This window comes from Pedobacter sp. 01N310, assembly GCF_056399805.1.
Genome location: NZ_JBFTSB010000015.1, coordinates 28,547 through 49,398, shown reverse-complemented (window position 1 = coordinate 49,398; position 20,852 = coordinate 28,547). Strand labels below are relative to the sequence as shown.

Genomic DNA, 20,852 nt, shown 5'->3' with positions numbered 1-20,852 from the left:
TGGTACCGCCGTAAACTCCGGAAGAAGGTCTTCCCTTAGCATCTACATCACGGTTTAACGCATAGGCACAATGAAGCACATCGTACTCCTTGCCTGAAAAATTTAATCTAGCTTTGAAAGCCATAGTTTTAAAATTTAAAGGTTAAAAATTTGATTAGTATAGCCTCCGCTATGTTAAATATAAACCAAATATTAAGCCAATTATTGTGTATGTTACTCATATATAACAGCTAACGCGTACACTTAATTCTAAAATATTATCCTACGGTTAGCAGAACGCAGATTTTTGACAAGAAAAAAAATGTATTTTTTTTGAAATCACCCGCCGTCTCATTTCCACTACATACAATAGCTTAAAATATTGTAGCATTTTTAGACAAGGCGTTACTTTTTGAAGCGTAATTTTGGACAATTACTAATTTTTATACCAGTCGAAAGCACAGAAAGCAATCCAGTCTTTAGCTGCTCCATCTCTCCTGTTTAGGGCCGTTAACTCAACAGACACATCTTTACCTGCACATGCATTTTTCCAATATATGCCCCGGTTTAAGATTTTTCATATTACTAGACCAATTTCCAATAATTTTTTTCTTGATCTTTAGTTTGAGCACTGTAGCCTAAAAAAATACAATTGCGCCTATAAATAGTATTCCTCATATTCCTGGCAATTGTGCATCTAGCGGATAATTTCGAACCCATTATTACCTTTTGGCAGGTGTATGTAAAAAGGGAAACCAAACTCTTCATTTGCTCCCTTTTTGAGGTAAGAAATAATAGGGCTATGATTCTTTCTTTTTAAGTTTAACAATTTATTCTGCGCATAAAATTCTAATTTGGTTTGATTAGGAAATTCTTGTAAAACATAATCTTCCTCTGCCAACATAGCGAACATATTTTTTAACGCGCTCAAATTATCTTCTTCTAAATACATGGAAGTATCCGTTTCCTGATATCTCTTTTTTAACAGGGCGGATAATTCGTCGATTTTCTTATCCCTGAAAAGAAGGTATATACTGCGATAAAAATCATTAACAAGTTTTAAGCTATTTTCATTTTTAACATCAATAATCTGGGATGCTACCCAACCTAATGTTTGATAAGGTACTTCAGCTTTAAAAACACCTCCTATTTTTAATTCCGGTAGCTTTTTTTCATTTAAAGCCGGAGCATCTAGTTTTGTTATCGTCTTTTGATTATCAAAATTACCATTTGCCGAATCCAAAACGTTTATTTTTATGTGAGCTTCGGCGTTAGGATTAATCAGTTCACCTTCAACAGGCTTTAAAACAACACTAAAACTTTGATTGCCGCTTGATAAAATAAAGTGGTTTATCGGATATTGAGAATGGATGCTACCTGCTTCGGTATGGGTATGAACAACTACATCGTTTACAATGAGATCAAAATTTGCCAGTGAAATATTGTATTCCAGTAAATAATATGGTTCAGTCATAAAGGTTATTTTTTAAAAAGATGTGCAAACGGACTATCATACTCTTTTAATAGTGGCTTAGCATATTCCTCAACAATGTGATCCATATATGCCTTTTTAGTTATGATCTTAATTGACATATTTAGGTTAGCATTAGTCGGATCTATAACCAGTTGGGTTAATACATCATTTTTGCTCCAAAACAATTGTTGGGGATATTGCGTAGCCTTATTATCAAATTCATCAGCAACTTCTTTAACAAGATGTGGCATAAGGCTTTTTAATAATGCAGGCGTTTCCTTTTCGTTGTCATCAAATTTTCTTTGATTATAAATAATAGAATCGGGTGTCGAATAGCTTTTTAGCATATCCTTAAGTAAGTTTGCTGCATCTTTATTATCTGGATGTACACTGATAAAACTCACAACGCCATTGTAGGTTACTACTTTAGTTTCTAAAACTTCGGCGATTTTAGCTTTGTCGAAAGTTACATTATCGTTCCCTGCAAAAAAATAATAAACTATCTTTTCTCCCTTATCAACCAACTGAACACCATCTTTTGTGGGTAGTTCAAAGCGTCCCTTTTGTTCCGTTATATTTTTGGTAAATTCAGACAAATCTACATTGGGCTTTTCGGCAAGGACCAAATCTTTTAGGTCAATTTTTTTTGGACTGCAGCCTAAAAAGATTAAACAAACTAAAAAAGCTAAATTTTTCTTCATGAGTATATAAAATTAAACCAAATAATGTTTCTTAAATTTAACATCGTCTTTTTCAACAAGAACAGCATCACCATCAAAGCTAAAAGTTCTCTTAATAAAACCAAATTTAATTGTTGTAGCTGCAACAAACGTGGCTTTTATGCCTCCGAATTCTGCTATTGGAGCGACGAATACTCCTTCTTTATCGGCACCTAATTTTACGCCTCCGGTAACGCTTGTTTTAGCATCCGCTTTTACAATCCCCGAAACCCCCATACTACCCGTTTCGGCTTTGGCCGTAGCTTTAAATTCGATATTGACCTTGAGCTCACCGGTAATTTTGACTTCACCGGTTGTTTCTTTAGGGAATTTAACATTGATGATGGATTTCCCTGCAATATTAAGTGCACCGCCTACGGTAATCAAAAAAGTTATCTTAACGTATTTGTTCATTTTATCCTTAATCCAGGTGAGTACTTCACCAGCCCCTGGACATATAGCATTTCCACCATATTTTAGAACAATATCGATTAGATCTATACTGAGAGCGGCTTCTATAAGCGGATTGGTTTCTGCGCCGATTTCGACAATCTCTCCAACAACTTTGTTTGTTTTTTTTAAATACCATTGAGCAGACACCGCCAAAACAGGTGCCTTCACTTCGAACATGAACCTTCCTTTGGCCAAACAGGAATTAGATACCCGATCTGCCATTTGCTTAACCTGATTTATAACCCTCAGGGTTTTAGCAATACGTTCTGACCATTCTTTACTAAATTCAACCTTTTGCTTTTTACCTGCTGAGGTAGTCCATTCTCCTACAAATGATAGCTCAAACTTTTGAGCCATCTCACCAAAGTTTTCGGACCAGCCGGCATCTACTGCAGCACCTATTGCTTTCTTTTTTGCTTCATCTAACTCATAACCGTACAACTTATTACCGTAGGTGTAGGCAAAGGGTTGGGTATGCGACCATTTAAATTCTATGGTCCATTTAATATCAGAGTATACATGTATAGCCAATGTAGGATTGTTCTGAACAGAATAATACCTGCAAGAATGGATATGAACCATGTAATTATTCATTAATCCATCCCGCTTGGGCCAAATGTAATTTAATGGAATAACATTGAACTTACTCATTGTTGATACTGCCGGAACTGTAATTTTGCCCTCATTCTCAGCTTTTACATCAATGTTGATTAATTTGATGGTTTTATTATGCTTTTTGCGGTCAAAACAAGCTTTGGTATCGAATTTTACGGGTTCAACGGTAATATCTTTTGGTTTATTGCCAACAATAGTTTCATAAATAATAGTTTGTGCATTATGCCCGTAATATTCAAATGCAATATCTACCCTCCGGTTATTCTGATAGTCTGCCTCATTTTTATATTTAATATTGTCGCGGCCTTTTTTATCGTCTGTAGGGTTTACTTCTCCATGTCCGGCCGTTTTGATCCGATTTGGATCTAATTTCCCTTTGATAAAAAACTCTCTTACTGTTTTTGCCCTGTTTTCTGATAATACATTGTTATGGTTCTGTTTACCGATTACACAAGCAAAACCATCAAGTTGAATAGTACTGTATCGATGTTCGAGCAGGAACCGCAATATATTATTAAGCTGCTTAAGACTTTCGGGTAAAAGTTCTGTACTGTCAAATTTAAAAATAATAGACTCTAACGTTTTTTCCCTTTTATCGATAACATTTTTAACTCCACTTCCATTATCGAAAACTAGTTCGGGTTTACTTCCTTCTTCTATTACATTAATTTGTTCAAACTTGCACAACTCAAACCTTGCCTCGTTTTTATCGGGCTGGTAAATGGTAACCGGTGTTCTGTTTTCGGGTATTTCTACTACCTGCGATTTAAGTTTATCTTTTATCCTTAAAAACCGGGCATGGGCAGTATCGCCCTTACTTCCCGTATCTTCAATATATTCACCAGTTACGGGATGCACCACACGCACATAAAATTCTTCAACATCCGATCTATCATTCATAGACTGGTACCATGAATACGTATTGGGAATTTTTAGGTTAATTTCGCCATTGGTTACACTTACCTGATAAATTTTTCGGGTTTCTTCATCATCTTTTGGCCATAGGCCTAATGCTGATCTCAATTTTCTGAATACCCTAACCTCTACATTATCATAGCCATTTAATCCTTCAGTAAAAAGCCTGAGCCAGATGAGTTCTCCGTACGAAAACTGGTAAGTTTTGCGCACATCTGCTCCCCCTTCATTTTGAGTCCACCTGCTGTCTATTATTTTTGCAGGCGATTCGCCCCTGATCTTTAAACCTGATTTGCTATCAAAATTCCCGCTCCATGTTGCTTCAATGTACCACAGGTATGGTCCGCATAATTTTTTGGGTATCCGGTAACCATAGCTAAAATTGCTGGGGATTGTTTTCTGAAGATCTATGACGCTTTTCTCGTTAAAAACGGCCCATTTTACATCTTTCTTTCTATCTTGCTCGGTAGTGCCGGGCTGCCATTCTCCTATTTTGAACCAAACATACTGATCTGGAGCTACTACCACTAACTGACCGGGTATAGATCCTTTGTTAGCATTATATACTTTACCTTCACCGGTCCAAATAATTTTCTTTATTCCCTTTGCCATACGTTATGCTTTAACACTTGCTTCTACACCGTTAAAATTATTTGCAGATTCATCTAAAGATTCTGACATGGGATTGAGCTGTGATTGTACGTCTTTATTTGCGTTATTAAAGTTTTGTTTTGAGGCTTCTGCTTTTTGCCCGTGCTGAACAATCTCAATGCAATCGGGGCCTCCTATTGGGCAGGTAGCTTTGCTATCTTCGAGCAAAATTTTACCTCCGTTTGTAAGGATGGTATCTTCATAAAAACCCGACCATTTGGTTACCACAGCATTACAGGGTTTATTGTACATTTTTGAGCAGGATCCAAACATGTTCTTTTCAAAAGTTGGGCCGATATCCATTGTGGTTGCTATAGATTTTTGGCTTCCATCTTTATCGTTTGCATATTCTTTTGTATGCGTTAGCACTTTGAGTTTATCGGGCGCCGATCCAAATTTGCACATACACTGTGCCCCCTGAACTACAATATGTTTCTCTGCCATTGCCTTAATTATTTAGTAAACGATCCCAAAATCCTTTTTTTGACGGGCCATCAAGTACCACCATTTCTGTTACGGGCAAACCTTTAACATTGGTATCTAATTCAAAATCGTGATCAAACTCCTGGTTATTTTCGGGAATCAATGCAATTTTTATCTTTACTTTCGCTTTTTCCTGCGCTCCGTAACTGAAATCAGAAACGACAGATATGATCCGCTTAAATTTCGGGTGTAAAAGATAATATCCTTCATAGTTACCGGTGGCCCTGTTTGTGATATATAATTCATCCTCCAAAGGCATAATAGTACCATCATGAATCAATTCTATTGCTCCAAAGCTATTAGATTGGGCAGCTAATTTTTCTTGTGTTAGATAGCCTTCTACGTTAAAGCCTCTGGCTATCGGAAATTTATATATAGATTCAGTTATATGGTTCTGACCGTATTCTTTATAAATCGGTTTAAAAAAAGTGTGAATAAACCAATCGCTATTTAAAAATGCAAGATTTATACTATCAGCATTAGCCAGCTGTTTTTCCATCCGCTCTACATAGTCTTCTACAAGACCACCTTCAAAATTATCCAGCACCTTCTTTTTAACAGATTCCCATCTTTTTAATATATCCTGGTGATTGTAAATACTTTGAAAACCACCATTTTGATCAACACTAATTACCAAAGGATAAAACACTTTTCCTATAGCATAAGCTAAACGATCGGCAACCAGATCGGGCAAGATTTCATTGACAAAAACATCGCTAATCCGCTCAATTTGAAATAAAGGTTGTCCCTCTTTACCTGGCTTTAACCTGGTAACACGCACTTCGTATTTAACTTCATTGCTATTTTCTTCGCCCTCGTTAAAAATGATTAAAACGCCATATTTTACAGACAGTTCTGCTGGCCATTCTAAGCGGAGGGCATTTATGCCTGAATAGTATATTGTTTTATTTGCAATGTCCATTTTTATCGATTTGTTCTATCTATTTCAAAAAGGATTATTTAATAAGAACCAGGTATAAAGAAAGTGCTATGCTTATAATTAATATTTCCGCAAAAAACATCACACAGCGAGTTAAATATAAATCACTATAATCGCACTCTTGATTTCTAAAAACTATTTTGATAGATGAGCATTTTAAAAATCAAGCAACTGACTTATAAATGATTTCTTATCTTCAATGTTGTAAAATATCATGTGCAGGATAAACCAGTAGGATATCATTACAAATGCAATAAATATTAAACTCATTACCAGTGTTATTATAAATGAGTTCTTTATTTTGTTTAAACAAAATACGACCAATAGAAATATAAATGTAGTAATTATTCCAGCCGGCATTCCTACCCTAGGCAATACCATTAGAATCGATTTGGTATCAAATTTTAATAATATATGGTCGTTTATGTACCAAAGGGTTATACCTAGAGCAGTAACTACAAACATGATCAAACTAATGATGATTAGTTTTTGAGGATTCTTCATAATTATTTCTTTTTATATCCTGTATTTACTCCCGAACTAAAAGCTCCCCGTAATCCTTCTTCAATTTTTGGCCAAAACCGGGTGTGGCTTAAACTATGCGATGTCATCGCCAAATATGGTATTGATCCAGGTTTTTTGTCTAACTCCGCAATGTTTTCATCTTTTTCTGCAACCAAATCTGCATTGTATTTTGTAACGAATTCCGTATATTTTTTCAGATTTCCCCCGAAGATTTTAAGCTGTGCATCAAGATTTCCCGTTACGACATATTCAGCATAATTAATATAATTGTAAATATTGGCCAACTGAGCAGGTTTAATAAACTGACTGAACAGACGCATTAACATATCTTCCAAATTATTGCTATGCACTGCATTTTGTGCCCCTTTTAAGAAAGTACCGAATTGAGCTCTTTTGTTTCTTGAGTTATAAGGATCTTTATCAAAAATGGGAACATCTAGAATCGACAATCCTTTGGTCTGTTTTTTTGGGGTCCATGATGTTTCGTCAATGCTATCAGTTATCCCTCTTTTTTCTCCGAAAATATTTGCTAATAAACTTAATAAATAGCTGTCCTTTGGGCCGCTTTTAATATGAAATAGTGTATTTAAAACTGTTAAACCCTGACTCAAATTCAGATTTGTTGCCCAGGTAACTTTATCGTACCCTTTTTTCCCCCCGTTATAATTCTTATTTACATCGTAGCTCCATAAAAGAAATTTATTTAATATACTTACGAATGAATCCTTTTCTTTTTGCAAGCTGGAATTTTCAATTTTCAGTGAATTAATGTACTTAATAAATTCTGATATGATCATATTGATTCCTAAAAAAGCTGTTGCCATTTCTTTCCATGCAGCAATTGCTTTTTTTTCAGAACGCCAGCCCTTAAGATAATCTGTAATAACTTCGTGTTTTACACTTTTAACAGTTTTTATACCCCGCTCAAATTTATCCATCTGGAAAGATTTTAATAGCCCTTCCATATTGACCAAACTAAAATCTGCTACGAGCTGCTGCGTTAAATCATATTCATTATGTACATTGATTATTTTACAAGCGCTATGTAGTTTGGTATGATTTAATTGGTGCTTTTTTTGAAAAAATGGCGTTGATAAATAAGTAATACTTTTAATCTTCCATAGTTTAGGAAATTCAGTAAATTTATTTCTTTTTAAAACTTCAGACTTCGCTATCATTTCTTTACTCGTAATGAGTTCTGTAAATTGGTTTATTACATTACCCCCATGCGAATGTCCGATTAAATGCAAATGAACTTTTTGATGTCTCCAATTTCTGTATGTCCGTAACATTACATCCATTAAACGCTCTGCTGCAATATTTCTTTCTTTGGTATCATTGTCTCCAGACCAACTAAAAAAATCGCCCTCAATATGTAAATTCAGATATTGAAATTTTATTTCTTTTATTTTATTCCAAAAATTATTTACACTTTCTGCTGTTGCTTTATGTGTTTTCGCATCAATACCCCTCCAGTACTCGGTATTTGCCTGGTGCTTTAAGCCTGCCGTATTTACAGGATCTGTAGTACCGGCAACAAACATTACAATATCAGCAATAGGTTTATTTTTTGTAGCCTCAGGAATTACAAACCTCGGCTTCTTAAACATTACATTCGTCATAGCCTGCTTATTTACCGGTGATATTAATTTTTTTGTTCGAAGCTAAGACCAAATTTTCTCCCAAGGCAACAATCTCTACCTTTTCAGCAGTTTCAAATGCTGTTTGCGAAGTGGAAACATATTGATCAGTAATTGTAATGATCAGGTTTTTAGCAATTTTCTTAATGGCCATATCAAAAAAGATTTGATTTTTCCGCACTGTTAATCTCTACAGTTTTTTCAGAACTCTCCAACAGCATGTTTTCTTTGGTGCTAAAAATAGTTACCTTTTCAGCATACTGTGTAGATTCCTGAGCACTTCTCATGTATGCTTTTTCTACCATTTCGGTTTTATTATTTGCTGATTCTTTCATATCCCCAGTAGCGCTGATATTGATATCTTTTCCGGCAGTTTGCGTAATGTCTTCGTTGGCACTTGTGGTAATGTTCTCCCCGGCACTTTCTGAAATGTTTTTACCCACCTTCACGTCCATATTTTCCGCTACATTAATCTGCATATTCTTACAGTTTAAAGTCATGTTCTCCAAAGCAGTAATGGTTATATTATTGCCTTTGGTGTCGATATGGATAATATTATTGTGGATATCGGTGATTTTTATGCCTTGTGTACCCTGATTATCATCAAATTCTATTAAATGTCCACTTCTGGTAATGATACTTTTAAGGTGATTTTGAATAAGCGGGCTACTATCTACGCTGGAGCTGTGGTAAACACTTCCCATTACTACGGGCCGTGCAATATTCCCCTCTTCGAACGCAATCATCACCTGATCATCTATTTCGGGGATCGCAAAATATCCACGGTTATTACCCCTATCGCCAACACCGGCACTTGGCGTAACTACACGTAACCACTCTGTAACATCGTTGGTTAAACATTCCCACTTAAATTTCACTTTTATACGGCCCTGGCCCTGTGGATCGTTATTATCAATCACATCTGCCAGTTGCATATCCGGTTGTGGTTTTTCGAAGTTCTTTACCAGTAACCGTTCGGTTGTGGATACTTTTCCTTCGAAAGTATTGTGGTATTTGCCGTTTTCGTCTATATGATGTGTAATACTGGTAATAAGAAATTTACCCAGGCTTTCGGATGTAAAAGCAAGTTCTTTACGGAGGCTCATTGTAATTTCGGCAATGCTGCCTATGCCTAAACCGGCATTATCGCCCCTGGCGGTTACTTTTAAAAGCTCACTTGTATTCGCTTTCTCTTCATTTTCTACCAGGTTTTTAATGTCGTTGTTATTATCTACCCTGATTAATGAAGGTTGGTTGAAGGTTTTACTAAAAGTAAGGTTAGAAGCTTTTACAGCATGGGATAAGTCGGGTGTGCCATTTACCTTTCCTGTACTTTCGCTCAGCAGCATTTCGTTCTGCTTCGGATTATAGGAGAACCGTTTATTTTTTATTGGTGCAATTTCCATTGCGTACTGCATTTCCTGAACATCTCTGCCATAAAACAGGGATATTTCCTTTTGTGTATCGGGTTTTCCAAAATTAAGCTGTTTACCATCGTAAAAAAGCCATTCGTGGTATTCGGCAGAAAGGCGGTTCAAAAAAGCAAAATCGCTTTCACGGTATTGGATAATATAATCGATTGATGTATTTCTTGCGGCATTGGCCACCACTTTTAAATCATTGGCAGGCGTATCTTTAGTTGCCAATTTCACGATCTCATTCAGGTCTTTATCTAAATATGAACCCAAATCAGGTCCACGATCGATTAAAATAGTCGGGCTATAACCACTTACAATTAGAACACCATGGTAACCATGAATTTGTGATAGTTCAACTTTAGAAACCAGGCCTACAAAATTCTGCATGCCTTCTGCCGAATGGCCAAAAGAAGCAGTTAAGGTTTTACCCACAAAATCGCGGCTATCATCTAAACTGATCAGTCCTGGCGCACCCATCTGGTCGTGGTTAAAGCGCAGTTCAAAATAGTGATGTTCGTTAAAAGCCTGTTGAAGGACGAAGGAAGCAAAATGTGTAATTTCCTTATCCTCTATATTGATTTCAGCAATGAGTTTCTTTTCCATATTAATTTATCTTGATCACAACAATTACCCTAAGCCAAATGCTGGGTGGGCACATGCTCTTATATTAAAAATGGATACATTTTCTGCAGACCGTATGTTCAGATGAATATTGTGTGTTGATGCCGAACCAAACATTTTACCTGAATAGTAATCGTTTTTTACTGCAACATGTTTGGAATGGTTAGACATAATTGAGCATTAATTTTTGAGATGGCTTTGTAAATTAATATACGCATCACAAAGCAATATTAATTTTTTGGGATGATTTGGATGATAGGTAAATGTAGGGTGATAAAAATAGCAACGGATTAAAAGCACCCCAGAAAAAATCGGGGCGCTTTTAATTACGATATATTTAGTGATGACTAAGCTTTTGGCCAATCGTTTTCGTGTTCTGCATTGCCCAGTTTTAGCTTACGGGCCGATACCACAAAACTTAAAGTCATTGGCGTATTGTCGTTTACCGCAATACCCTCGTTATACTGGATGATATAACCATCTTCGAAAGACAGTTCCTTCATTTTTGCATCTTCTTCGCCTTTCTTGAAAACCAATGTTCCTGAAAGCGGCTTGTACTGGTTGTTTACCATCGAYTCGATTACAGAAGTATCTTCGGTYGATTCGATTTCGATGTGGATGGTGCCACCATAAACACCTGACGATGGACGGCCTTTTGCGTCAACATCTCTATTTAATGAAAAGCTGCACTGTAGTACATCAAATTCTTTTGATCCTAAGTTTAAACGGGTTTTGAATGCCATTGTAGTAAGTTTTAATGTTTTTGAAAAATGAATGATTCTTGCGAGCATGGGTTTGGCGCATGGCGATTGGCGAATAGTATAGGGTTAATACAACCTCATACCCTAAACCTCACACCTTCAACCTTTCTACCCTCAACCTCCCCTTAGGCTTTTGGCCAATCGTTAAGGTGCTCGGCGTTGCCTAATTTAATGGTACCGCCGTAAACTCCGGAAGAAGGTCTTCCCTTAGCATCTACATCACGGTTTAACGCATAGGCACAATGAAGCACATCGTACTCCTTGCCTGAAAAATTTAATCTAGCTTTGAAAGCCATAGTTTTAAAATTTAAAGGTTAAAAAATTTGATTTATTGTAGCCTCCGCTACAGTATCAGCATTAACCAAAGATCAGGCCAATTACGCTTTATATTGCTCATCTATAGCGAATAATCTTATTTTTGAAATCAAGATAAAAGCCTGAAAACGCACTAAACGATTAGTTAAACGAGTTATTATTGTGGAAAACGTGTGGAAAAGTTTTAAGATATTTTTAGTGTTACAAATACAACGTGATAGAGAATAACTTACGTAACTGTAGTGGTTTTACCCAAGATGTAGTCTTTTTGGACAAATATTTCCGGTAACTTAAGTTTTAAATCAGCTGTGAACCAAATTTTTCCATTTTAGCTACCCATTTTTGGCTGTAATGATTTTCAAGAGAATGTAATTCACCAATGGTATTGGTGAGCACGGGGCTCATTCTGCATTTCTCGAAAATAACTTTTTTGATGGATAGGTAAGTTGTTTTCTTATTTGCTTTCCATTCTTTAAAAGTAGCCTCATCCAAAATAGACACAATCCGTGCCGAACGACCACTAAAATTATTGTTTACGTTTTGCTGCTGGGTAGTAAAAATCTGGTCAGGCATAAATAAACGATCAAAAAAACCCTTAATCTTTGCGGGAATATGGTCTACGTATACAGGACAAAAAAGCACCACATGGTTACTCTGCCTAATTGCGGTTAAAGCTTTTTGCAAATCGGGCTCTAACTCGGCAATCTGCCTGTTGTTAAACAGCTTATTCGAGTTGAATATGAGGTCGATAATGGCCAACTCTCGTACGATTGCACCAGCACTTTCGGCACCTTGCTTATACGCGTTAATCAGGAAATTCGTAGATGCGTTTTTTTCAATATCCCCATTCAGGATAAGTATTTGCTTCATTTTTTTTGATTAATCTGATCAGGCCGATGCATTACAAAATTATAAAGAATTTGTTAAGTGTTATGCATAACCCATAAAAAAACCCAACGCTGGGGTTGGGTTTTTATTTTCAGCCATCAAAAACTACTGCTGATTGTACTCTGTATTCCATGTGGTATTTTCATCTTCGCCTTTATGCCCGTCTAGTTTTACTACAAAACTTTTAGCCGGGAAATATGGTGTGATGTGGATATCCAGGTGAATCCTGTCTTTTTGTTGTTCATCTCTTTCAAAACGCATAATTTTAAATCTCTCGATTAAACGGTCGGCTCCCTGAATACCATCCAAGAACTTAACAATCTGGCCACGCAGGTCTTGTTCCGTTTTAGAAGTCCAGTTTTCGAAAGCCCTTCTGTTCAGGAAATCGAATAGTACTTTGGTAATATAATCGAATACACGTACAACCGAATAAGTTTGTAAACCGATATTATCTCCGTTAAATAAGGTTTTGGCAGAAAAAGCCATTACTTTACCATATTCGTTAACCATTGGCACCAAGCCTACTCTTTCTAAATGAGAGATTTCACTTTTCTTTAAATCGAATTTTACACCATCTACCTCGTTTATAGCACCATGTTTTTTACCTGCAGTAACCTGCGACATTAAGGTGTAATACATTTTACCTGCAAGTGCTGCTGATCCGGGTACGGTTAAATCGTCTTCCTCACCCACTTCTGCAACTTTACCACGGCCAACCAACCAGTTACAGGTCATGATTACGTTCGACCTGAATGCGTCACCTCCGGTAAAGTTTGCTGCGGTAAATAAATCAAGTACATCATCCGGCTGATCAAGATCGGCAAAATCGGTTACCAGCATGGCTTTGTTGTTATGCGCAATTTTACCCCATCTCTCTAGTACTTTATTGGAACCCATATAGCCGGGCACAACCATTAACGAATAGTTATTACGGAGATCCAAACGGTCGTAATTCTGTTTTAACTCATCATCTACGTATTCAATAAAACGTGGATTATCAAGATCCTTGATCTGATCCATTGATGCATTTAACAGCACTACATTTTTAAGTTTGTCGGATTCGGTATTTTTATAGAATAAATGTACCGAACGGTATGCCTGCTCCAGCTCTCTTGTACTTTCTAATGCAGTACCGATGTTTTTATTCAGATTTTCTTCGGCAGCATTCAGCTTTTGAGTGCTTTTTTCTACCATATCGGCAACTGAAGTGGAAGATTCAAGCACATCAATCCAAAGCTGGATTTTCTTTTTCAGCTCTTCACGTTCTTTCTTTTTCTCATCACCGGTTAAAAAGATCTGTTTACGGGCTTTACGTTCAGGGTTTAAATTCTGCAGACCATCAACAGTGGCTTCCAACAGATCGAAACCGCCAACACGGGCCAGTTTTTCGAGGTTATCTTTAAGTGATGTTTTTTCTAAGGTTTTGGCTTCAGCTGGTTTAAAGCCTTCCTGGCCTGTATTTTCGTCGGTTTTTAATTCTTGAGGGTTTGACATGTTTTCTTGGCGTTAAGATTATTTATTTTGCTCCAATTCGTCAACAAAGTTCTTCAAAGCGTTAATGAAGGCCGACTTTGTTTCTTCGTCATCAAGTGTAGCTTTTAAGGTTTTGTTCGATTTTAACTGTTTGATTACATTAAGCGACATTTCTCTTTCGATGTTCACGTTAGTAAGGTAATTACTTTGGTTAATGATGTTTTTCACACCAAAATCGCCCAGATCGTTAAAGTTTATCGTTTCGCCAACTGTAGATCCATCCTGCTTTTCAAAAGCCACCTTCACATTTGGTTTATAATGTTCGAATACATCTTTCACCGTTTTTAATCCCTCTACTTTTTCGGGTTTTATCGGATCGTTATCGGTAAGTTTCTGTACAAAAAGTGTTTTGTTGTGGGCAATTTCTGCGAAAGCTTCTGAGGTGTCAATTTTTCGCTCGTTACCACCAATTTCATAATTAAACATAGTATGTTGATTTAGGTTTACGATTACTTTTTTTTCTAATAATATAATAGTTAACGTTTTAACTCAATTTTTGTTCCAATGTTACGGTTTCTGGCTGAATAATATTCCATTCGAGTTTATCTTCGGCTGCATGCTTGCTTACCACAACCTTCGATCCTTTTTTTAGTTCACCAGAAATGATGTATTTCGAGATTGGCCTGCGTAAAAGATTTCTGATAACCGCCGATAGCTGCCTTGCACCGTATTTTGGTGTAAAACCATCTAAAGCGATCATTTTTTTGGCATCTTCTGCAATTTCAAAATCGATACCCATTTTATTGAGCGATTGTACCAAACTGCTTAACTGGATTTCGAAAATACGCACCACATTACTTTCGTTTATCGGCGCAAAAGGAACAATTTCGGAGATCCTGGCTAAAAATTCGGGGCGAAAATGGCCGGCCATAACCTCCATTAACTGATTTGAAGCAGGAATTACACCTTTTCCGATCTGTTCGGCAATCCATTCACTACCGATGTTCGAGGTAAAAAGAATCAGTGAGTTGCTAAAATCGCCCTCTTTTCCTAAACGGTCGTGCATGTGGCCTTCGTCCAGGATCTGTAAAAAGGTATCGAAAACGGAAGGGTGCGCTTTTTCAATTTCATCAAAAAGCAGTACAGAATAAGGCTGTTGCCTGATTTTATTCACCAATAAACCACCTTCTTCGTAACCTACATATCCTGGAGGCGCGCCATAAAGTAGGGCGGCACTGTGTTCTTCCTTAAATTCGGACATATCGAAGCGGATCATCGCTTTTTCGTCATTGAATAAAAATTCGGCGATTGATTTGGCCAGTTCTGTTTTACCGGTTCCTGTTGGCCCTAGTAAAAAGAAGGATCCTATTGGCTGGCCTTTTTTATTCAATCCACTGCGCGATTCGAGTATGGCATCTGAAACAGCTTTTAAAGCCTGATCCTGCCCTACCACACGTTTTTTAAGGTAAGCTTCCATATTGAGCAATTTTTCCTTTTCACCGGCCTGCAGTTTACCCATTGGGATACCTGTTTTGTAGGCCACTATAGAAGCAATATCCTGTTTGCTGATGCGATCGCTCTTGTCAGCAGCATATTTTTTTAATTCCTGTAAGCTTTTGGTAATATAACCCTGATATTCATCGGCGGTTTCGAACGCGTCAGTCTGTGTTTCATCGGTTAAGTGACCCAGTAAAACCGGACTTAATTTATTCTGAAGCAAAGAGAAAAGCCATTTATAATCAGCAAATTTCTCTGCTTCCGGTTCTTCGGTATTGGCATTTAAAGCTTCCAGATCGGTTTCCAAACTTTCGATTACCTGATCAGAGGTATCGTTCATCATTTTCATGGCGGCCATTGTACGGTCGAGCAGGTCGAATGCAGAATCAGGGAGCCTTCTATCTTTCATGTAACGTTTGGCCAGGCGCACACATTCGCCCAAAGCATCGGGTTCGATGGTTAAGGTATGGTGCTCTTCGTATTTTACGGCCAGTTTCTGCAGCATTTTAATGGTGCTTTCTTCGTTTGGCTCATTTACCTGCAACACTTCAAAACGTCTGCTGAAAGCCTGCTCAGGCTCGATAATTTTGCGGTACTCATCAATGGTTGTGGCACCGATAACCGTAATTTCGCCACGGGCCAGTTCTGGTTTCAGCAAATTACCTATGCCCGCACCCAACGGTCCTTTACTATCCAATAAAGTGTGGATTTCATCAATAAACAGCACAGCCTTTTCAAACTGCTTGATTTCTTTGATGATGTTTTTTAAACGGTCTTCTATTTCACCCTTGTAAGAGGCACCTGCAATTAATGAACCTAAATCGAGCTCAAAAAGCTGCACGGGTTTTAAACTCTCGGGTACATTCTGGTTTACGATATCAATGGCAAAACCATCAACCAAAGCGGTTTTACCTACGCCGGCATCACCGGTTAAGATTACATTTGGTTTGGTGCGGCGGCAAAGGATTTCCATCATCTGCCTGGTTTCTTTATCACGGCCGATAATAGGGTCGGTTTTACCATCGCGCACCATCTGTAATCTATCTATACAGTATTTATACAGGGCATTGCCTGTGCTTTTGCTTTCAGTACCAGCGCTTGTTTTATCAGGCGAAACCACCCTCGAAATTTCTTCATCTTTTACATACAGATCCAGGATTTCACGTTCTTTAATCGGGAACGATTTTAGCTGATCGGGCTGAAAACCGATACCCGGTTTTGCCAATGCGGTTAATACACATACCGGGGTAATTAAGTCCAACCCCAGTTTAATGCGTACATTATCGGCCTCTTCAAAAATCACTGCAATCTCTGGCGCACCGCTTACGGTATCCGTAAAACTCGCCGATTTTGCCTGTTCGTCAATCCGCACTTCAGCCCATTCGCTAATGTATTCTTCATCTTTACCAATAGAGGTAATGAACGAGCGCAGGCCAACATCTTTATGCATCAGGCCTTTGAGCAGGTGAGCTGCAGTAAAAATCTCGTTTCTGTACTCTTTAGCTAAAGACTGTGCAATATGCAGGGCTGTTTTGACCGATTCGCTTAAATTTGTAACTGCCATATCCCTTAGTTGGTTGTAGGCAATACTGCCGGGTTAAAATTATTTTCGGTGATGTAGTAATATATTTTGCCGTTCGAAATAAACTGCTGCTCAATCTGAGTAGCCCTTTTAATCTGCTGAACCGATTGATTTAATAATTTAATGTAGCTTTCGAACGCTTCGAGTGGCATTTTAGAACTGTTCTTTAAATCGCCTACCGTATATTTCTCTAAAAATTTGTTGTTCAAAGGCAAGCCAGTTACCAATTTAATGTAGTTAGCCAAGGTTAAACGCTTTATGTTGCCCGATGACTCTTTAATACCCAGCATCTGTTTTGGCATTTTCACATAATTTTTAACAAGTTTACTCCTGAAAGAAGACTGATCGGCCTGCAAATTCTGTCCCAACATCATCGAAAACACATCTACAATCTGCTTGTACTCCATGTTATTTAAAACGATGGCATATTGTAATGTTGAGGGGTTGTTTTTCACTGCATCAACCGACAGATTTGCAGTGCTATAATATTTAAACGCATTGTGCGGCATGCGGTCTGCAACTTCCGCGCCAACGGGTTCCGGCAATAAACCTTCTACATCGGCAGTCAGGTTTTTACGCGATATGCCTGTTAAACGGAAAGCACTATCCAACGAACTGATCTGGTTATAGATATCGGAGTTGGTTTCTTTTACGAAACGGCGTAAAGCAATCGTCATGCTCTGGTTGGAATTTACCGAACCTTTTGTCGGGAAAACTACCCCACCCTGGATTAAACTGTTTTTAGGGTAATCTAAATAGTAAGAGATAGAATCCTGTAAACTGGTATTATAAGGCTGGAAACTTTTTAAACCCTCGCCTTTTACCATGGTGTTTTTTCTATACTCGGCAGCGCGGATAGCCGATTCGGAAACAAGTTTACGCGACTGGATTACAAAATCGTTAAATGACTGATTGAAATCGCTATACACCTGTAAGGCTAAAATACGGGCATCGGCCTGTGCAACCTGCTCACTTAATTCGTTAATCAGGTAATTGTTGGTTCCGCCGGTATTTCCGGTACTGCCAACTAAAATAATTAAATTGGTTTCGTTCTTTTTTGCTTTAAATAAGCCCAATCCGGTTTTTATCGCTTGAAAAACAGGCTCTTCGCTTACTTCTCCATTACACCTAACAGTGTTTTTAGCCTGATTTGAAAGGAAGGTCATCAACTGCCTGTAATCGTCTTGGATCGGGCTTACGAAAATACCTTTTAAAGCGCAACCACTTTCACCACGGTATACTACACCACCAAAGTTCACTTTTGTTCCTTTACCAAAATCGCCCATAATATTTTCGAAAGAAGCGATGGTATTGGTCATTCCAGAAAAATATTTGGTCATTGGGCTACCACCGTCCACAACAAAAACAACATTTACCTTGGTTTTATTTTTACGGAGGTTCAGGTAGTCCTGATAAGAAAGCGCAGAACCGTTAATGGTTAATATTTTATTGTCTTTTTTATTGTAAACATCTGCAGCGATACCTACCGTGTTACCTCCTTCATCGTTTGAAACAACAGGTACACTACGCAGGATCAGGTTTTCCCTTGGCAATAAGGGATCTACCACGAAAGTTGTTCCTTTATTGATCCCGTTTTTGAGGGCTATAGAGGTAGAATCATCCCTGTCGTAATCGCCTGGTTTAACCGAGGTAATGTACAAACGATCGCCCCAGCTGTGTACAGCTTCGGCAGAAACCCAGCCGTAAATACTTTTTAAAGCAGTATCTGCAACCAGCTGGTCATCAGAACCTATCAGATATTTCTTACCATCTTCTGATTTTTTGTAGATATAGGCAATTTCGTGCAACCTTACTTTTGTACGTCGGTCTTTAAGTTCGGGTGTATTGTAAACCAGGATAGAATCGGTTGTATCGAAATAAAACTTTGGTTCGGTTAAGGCATTTTTCCCGTTTACGATACCGATGGCTTTTTCTGCATAACCTGTTTTTTGGTTAGAGAAAGCGCGTTGCCATAAAAGCAGTTTAGATTTTGCGATCCAACCATAACTGATGGCACTTTTTTTATCGTTTATTTTTCTGCCCCTGATCATTCCGGCCTTATATTTAATCAGTTTCAGGTAGCCGTTTTCTTCTTTTGAAACATAGAAAGGTTCCATAAAGCTGATTTTTTTCATAATCAGACTTCCACCCGGTGCAGTAGTGGTATAATTATCTTCACGGTCTGAAAAAACAATCCATGGCAAACTGCTGCTACTGGTATTGTCCATTACGTTTATATTTTCTGAAGGCCTTTCGTAAGATTTAGGCATGTATTTTACTCTTTTGCCAAAGGATGCCGGCGATTGTGCGTAGGCAAACGATATTCCTATAAAAAGGAGGGTTAAGGCATAGTATTTTTTCATAATCTGTAGATGAGCTTTAAAATTAGGTGAGCGGTTAATTTATCTTGTTTTGGCCGGAGCATCAGCAGTTGTTGCCGCAGGTTGGACCGTTCCCGAATGTTGCTTAATGTTTACCAAGCTGGCACAGGTAGAATTTGGCTTAATGGTTAGCTGCGCTTCATCAACGGCTATTTCGCCCCCAAAGGTGAGTCCCATGCAGTATGAATAAATATCGGTCTGTTTTTTCTTACCATTCATTTCTACATTTACCGTTACTTTTTCGTTACCGCACATGTATTTGTTAACGAGGTAGTAATAGTTAGAGTTAAAATCGGCACCATTGGCAATGGCCTGTAAACGGGCCCTGATATCATCGATGGTTTTACGTTCGCCATCACCAGGGGCAACAATATCTTCAACGATTTCGGCATTTGGATCAGTGATCAAAATGTTTAGGAAAGCGGGTTTACGGCTTTTATCCGAGCGCAGGCGTACCACATATTTCCCTGGGGCACGGTAGGTGTATAAAGCAGTTTTTCCTTTAACATCTACTCGCCCAGTTTCGCCGAACGACCATTCGAAATCTTTTCCCTCCCCGTCTCCTTCGAGCCTGATTTCTTCATTAACCAAACCCGCGGTCGGGCCGCTAATGGTTAATACACTATCTACAACCGGTGTATGAACGGTATCGCGTACGGTAACCGGAAATTCCTGACGGAGTTCGCCATCAACGGTTAAACGCACAATGTAAGTGTCGGGCTTTGTGTAGTGATAAGAACCGGTTTTTGTGGTGGCTTTTTCGCCGTTTCCGAATTCCCATAACCATTTTGTGGCTTTTGGTGTATTATCGGTAAAAACCAGACTTTCGTTTAAATAAATTTCATCTTTTAAGATCCGCGCATCAATTGTCCTTTTTTCGAACAATGAACTTTTAAATAGGAAAATAAGACCAGTTAAGAGCAATACAGCTAATAGGATGTAGAGAATAACATAGCCCTGCGAATTTGAATTAACTTGCTTGGTGTTTGTGTCAGACATAGGTAGCGTTTTTTATAGGTTGTTTTTGAGGTATTTATCTAGCAGATATGGTTTGCTGCAATTGTCGCCTGTTGAGAATACAATCGTCCAATTGTCGTTTATGCAATTCGATATCTGAAATGTTTCTGTTCTGTTCCTGCCTATCGTAAAATAACCTGTCGTACAGCTGTGCCGTTTGAACAAATATTTTATAGCGCTGGTCTGATGCTTTACGGTCAAACGCAGCCCTGATAGAGCCTAATGAATTCTGTATGTCGTTTTTCAAGAAAACCGCCTGTACATTTGGGTTGTAGCGGGTTATCTGTTTATAAGTGGTATCAATAGTAGGCGAAGTTTCTTTTACCATACTTTCGAATGTTTCGTTCTCGCTGATTTTTACTTCAAGCTCTTCTTTGGAGATTTCGTAGCGCGATTTATCACTATAAAAAATACCAAAACTTAAAAGCCCTACGGTAAAAACAAACAGCGCTATAAAAAACAAGAATTGTTCGCGTCTTTCTTTTATACTTAATTTTATCATAAT

The 20,852-nt window shown here is 37.9% G+C and carries 18 protein-coding genes; all 18 read right to left on the bottom strand.

Features of this window, described 5'->3' with window-relative positions; translation table 11 throughout:
* Positions 1-124 (bottom strand): type VI secretion system tube protein TssD (gene tssD / locus AC1DNH_RS20595; protein WP_477625614.1); only part of this gene is annotated, 124 nt, incomplete at its 3' end.
* Between the two features lie 552 nt (positions 125-676).
* A complete protein-coding gene (locus AC1DNH_RS20590; protein ID WP_477581688.1) occupies positions 677-1,453 on the bottom strand; it encodes a hypothetical protein in 777 nt (258 codons plus the stop codon).
* A 5-nt stretch (positions 1,454-1,458) separates the two neighbouring features.
* Positions 1,459-2,154 (bottom strand): hypothetical protein, encoded by a 696-nt coding sequence (locus AC1DNH_RS20585; RefSeq protein ID WP_477581686.1) that lies wholly within the window; start codon positions 2,152-2,154, stop codon positions 1,459-1,461.
* Positions 2,155-2,166: 12 nt separating this feature from the next.
* Positions 2,167-4,767, bottom strand: coding sequence for an OmpA family protein (locus AC1DNH_RS20580; protein WP_477581684.1), 2,601 nt, complete (start codon positions 4,765-4,767; stop codon positions 2,167-2,169).
* A 3-nt stretch (positions 4,768-4,770) separates the two neighbouring features.
* Positions 4,771-5,250: a DUF4280 domain-containing protein gene (locus AC1DNH_RS20575; RefSeq protein ID WP_230142646.1), complete on the bottom strand. Its 480-nt coding sequence runs from the start codon at positions 5,248-5,250 to the stop codon at positions 4,771-4,773.
* A gap of 4 nt (positions 5,251-5,254) precedes the next feature.
* Positions 5,255-6,211, bottom strand: coding sequence for a hypothetical protein (locus AC1DNH_RS20570; protein ID WP_477581681.1), 957 nt, complete (start codon positions 6,209-6,211; stop codon positions 5,255-5,257).
* Between the two features lie 524 nt (positions 6,212-6,735).
* Positions 6,736-8,376, bottom strand: coding sequence for a hypothetical protein (locus AC1DNH_RS20565; protein ID WP_477581679.1), 1,641 nt, complete (start codon positions 8,374-8,376; stop codon positions 6,736-6,738).
* A gap of 7 nt (positions 8,377-8,383) precedes the next feature.
* Positions 8,384-8,548: a hypothetical protein gene (locus AC1DNH_RS20560; RefSeq protein WP_157258313.1), complete on the bottom strand. Its 165-nt coding sequence runs from the start codon at positions 8,546-8,548 to the stop codon at positions 8,384-8,386.
* Between the two features lies 1 nt (position 8,549).
* Positions 8,550-10,415, bottom strand: coding sequence for a type VI secretion system Vgr family protein (locus AC1DNH_RS20555; protein WP_477625613.1), 1,866 nt, complete (start codon positions 10,413-10,415; stop codon positions 8,550-8,552).
* A gap of 365 nt (positions 10,416-10,780) precedes the next feature.
* Positions 10,781-11,176 (bottom strand): type VI secretion system tube protein TssD, encoded by a 396-nt coding sequence (gene tssD / locus AC1DNH_RS20550; protein ID WP_025141860.1) that lies wholly within the window; start codon positions 11,174-11,176, stop codon positions 10,781-10,783.
* 143 nt (positions 11,177-11,319) lie between these two features.
* Entirely contained in the window at positions 11,320-11,490 is a 171-nt protein-coding gene (tssD, locus tag AC1DNH_RS20545) for a type VI secretion system tube protein TssD (protein ID WP_477625612.1), read from the bottom strand.
* Between the two features lie 316 nt (positions 11,491-11,806).
* Positions 11,807-12,379 carry an NAD(P)H-dependent oxidoreductase gene (locus AC1DNH_RS20540; protein WP_477582745.1) on the bottom strand — a complete coding sequence of 191 codons (573 nt, stop codon included), beginning with the start codon at positions 12,377-12,379 and terminating at the stop codon, positions 11,807-11,809.
* Between the two features lie 123 nt (positions 12,380-12,502).
* Positions 12,503-13,891, bottom strand: coding sequence for a DUF5458 family protein (locus AC1DNH_RS20535; protein WP_477582744.1), 1,389 nt, complete (start codon positions 13,889-13,891; stop codon positions 12,503-12,505).
* An 18-nt stretch (positions 13,892-13,909) separates the two neighbouring features.
* Positions 13,910-14,356: a hypothetical protein gene (locus AC1DNH_RS20530; protein WP_057933296.1), complete on the bottom strand. Its 447-nt coding sequence runs from the start codon at positions 14,354-14,356 to the stop codon at positions 13,910-13,912.
* A 58-nt stretch (positions 14,357-14,414) separates the two neighbouring features.
* Positions 14,415-16,931 carry an ATP-dependent Clp protease ATP-binding subunit gene (locus AC1DNH_RS20525; protein ID WP_477582743.1) on the bottom strand — a complete coding sequence of 839 codons (2,517 nt, stop codon included), beginning with the start codon at positions 16,929-16,931 and terminating at the stop codon, positions 14,415-14,417.
* A 5-nt stretch (positions 16,932-16,936) separates the two neighbouring features.
* Positions 16,937-19,312, bottom strand: a complete 2,376-nt coding sequence (gene tssR / locus AC1DNH_RS20520; RefSeq protein ID WP_477608148.1) for a type VI secretion system protein TssR domain-containing protein — start codon at positions 19,310-19,312, stop codon at positions 16,937-16,939.
* 39 nt (positions 19,313-19,351) lie between these two features.
* On the bottom strand, positions 19,352-20,329 hold the full coding sequence (locus AC1DNH_RS20515) for a PKD domain-containing protein (RefSeq protein ID WP_477585111.1): 978 nt from the start codon (positions 20,327-20,329) through the stop codon (positions 19,352-19,354).
* A gap of 34 nt (positions 20,330-20,363) precedes the next feature.
* Positions 20,364-20,849 carry a type VI secretion system transmembrane protein TssO gene (locus AC1DNH_RS20510; protein WP_131032454.1) on the bottom strand — a complete coding sequence of 162 codons (486 nt, stop codon included), beginning with the start codon at positions 20,847-20,849 and terminating at the stop codon, positions 20,364-20,366.
* Positions 20,850-20,852: the final 3 nt, after the last annotated feature.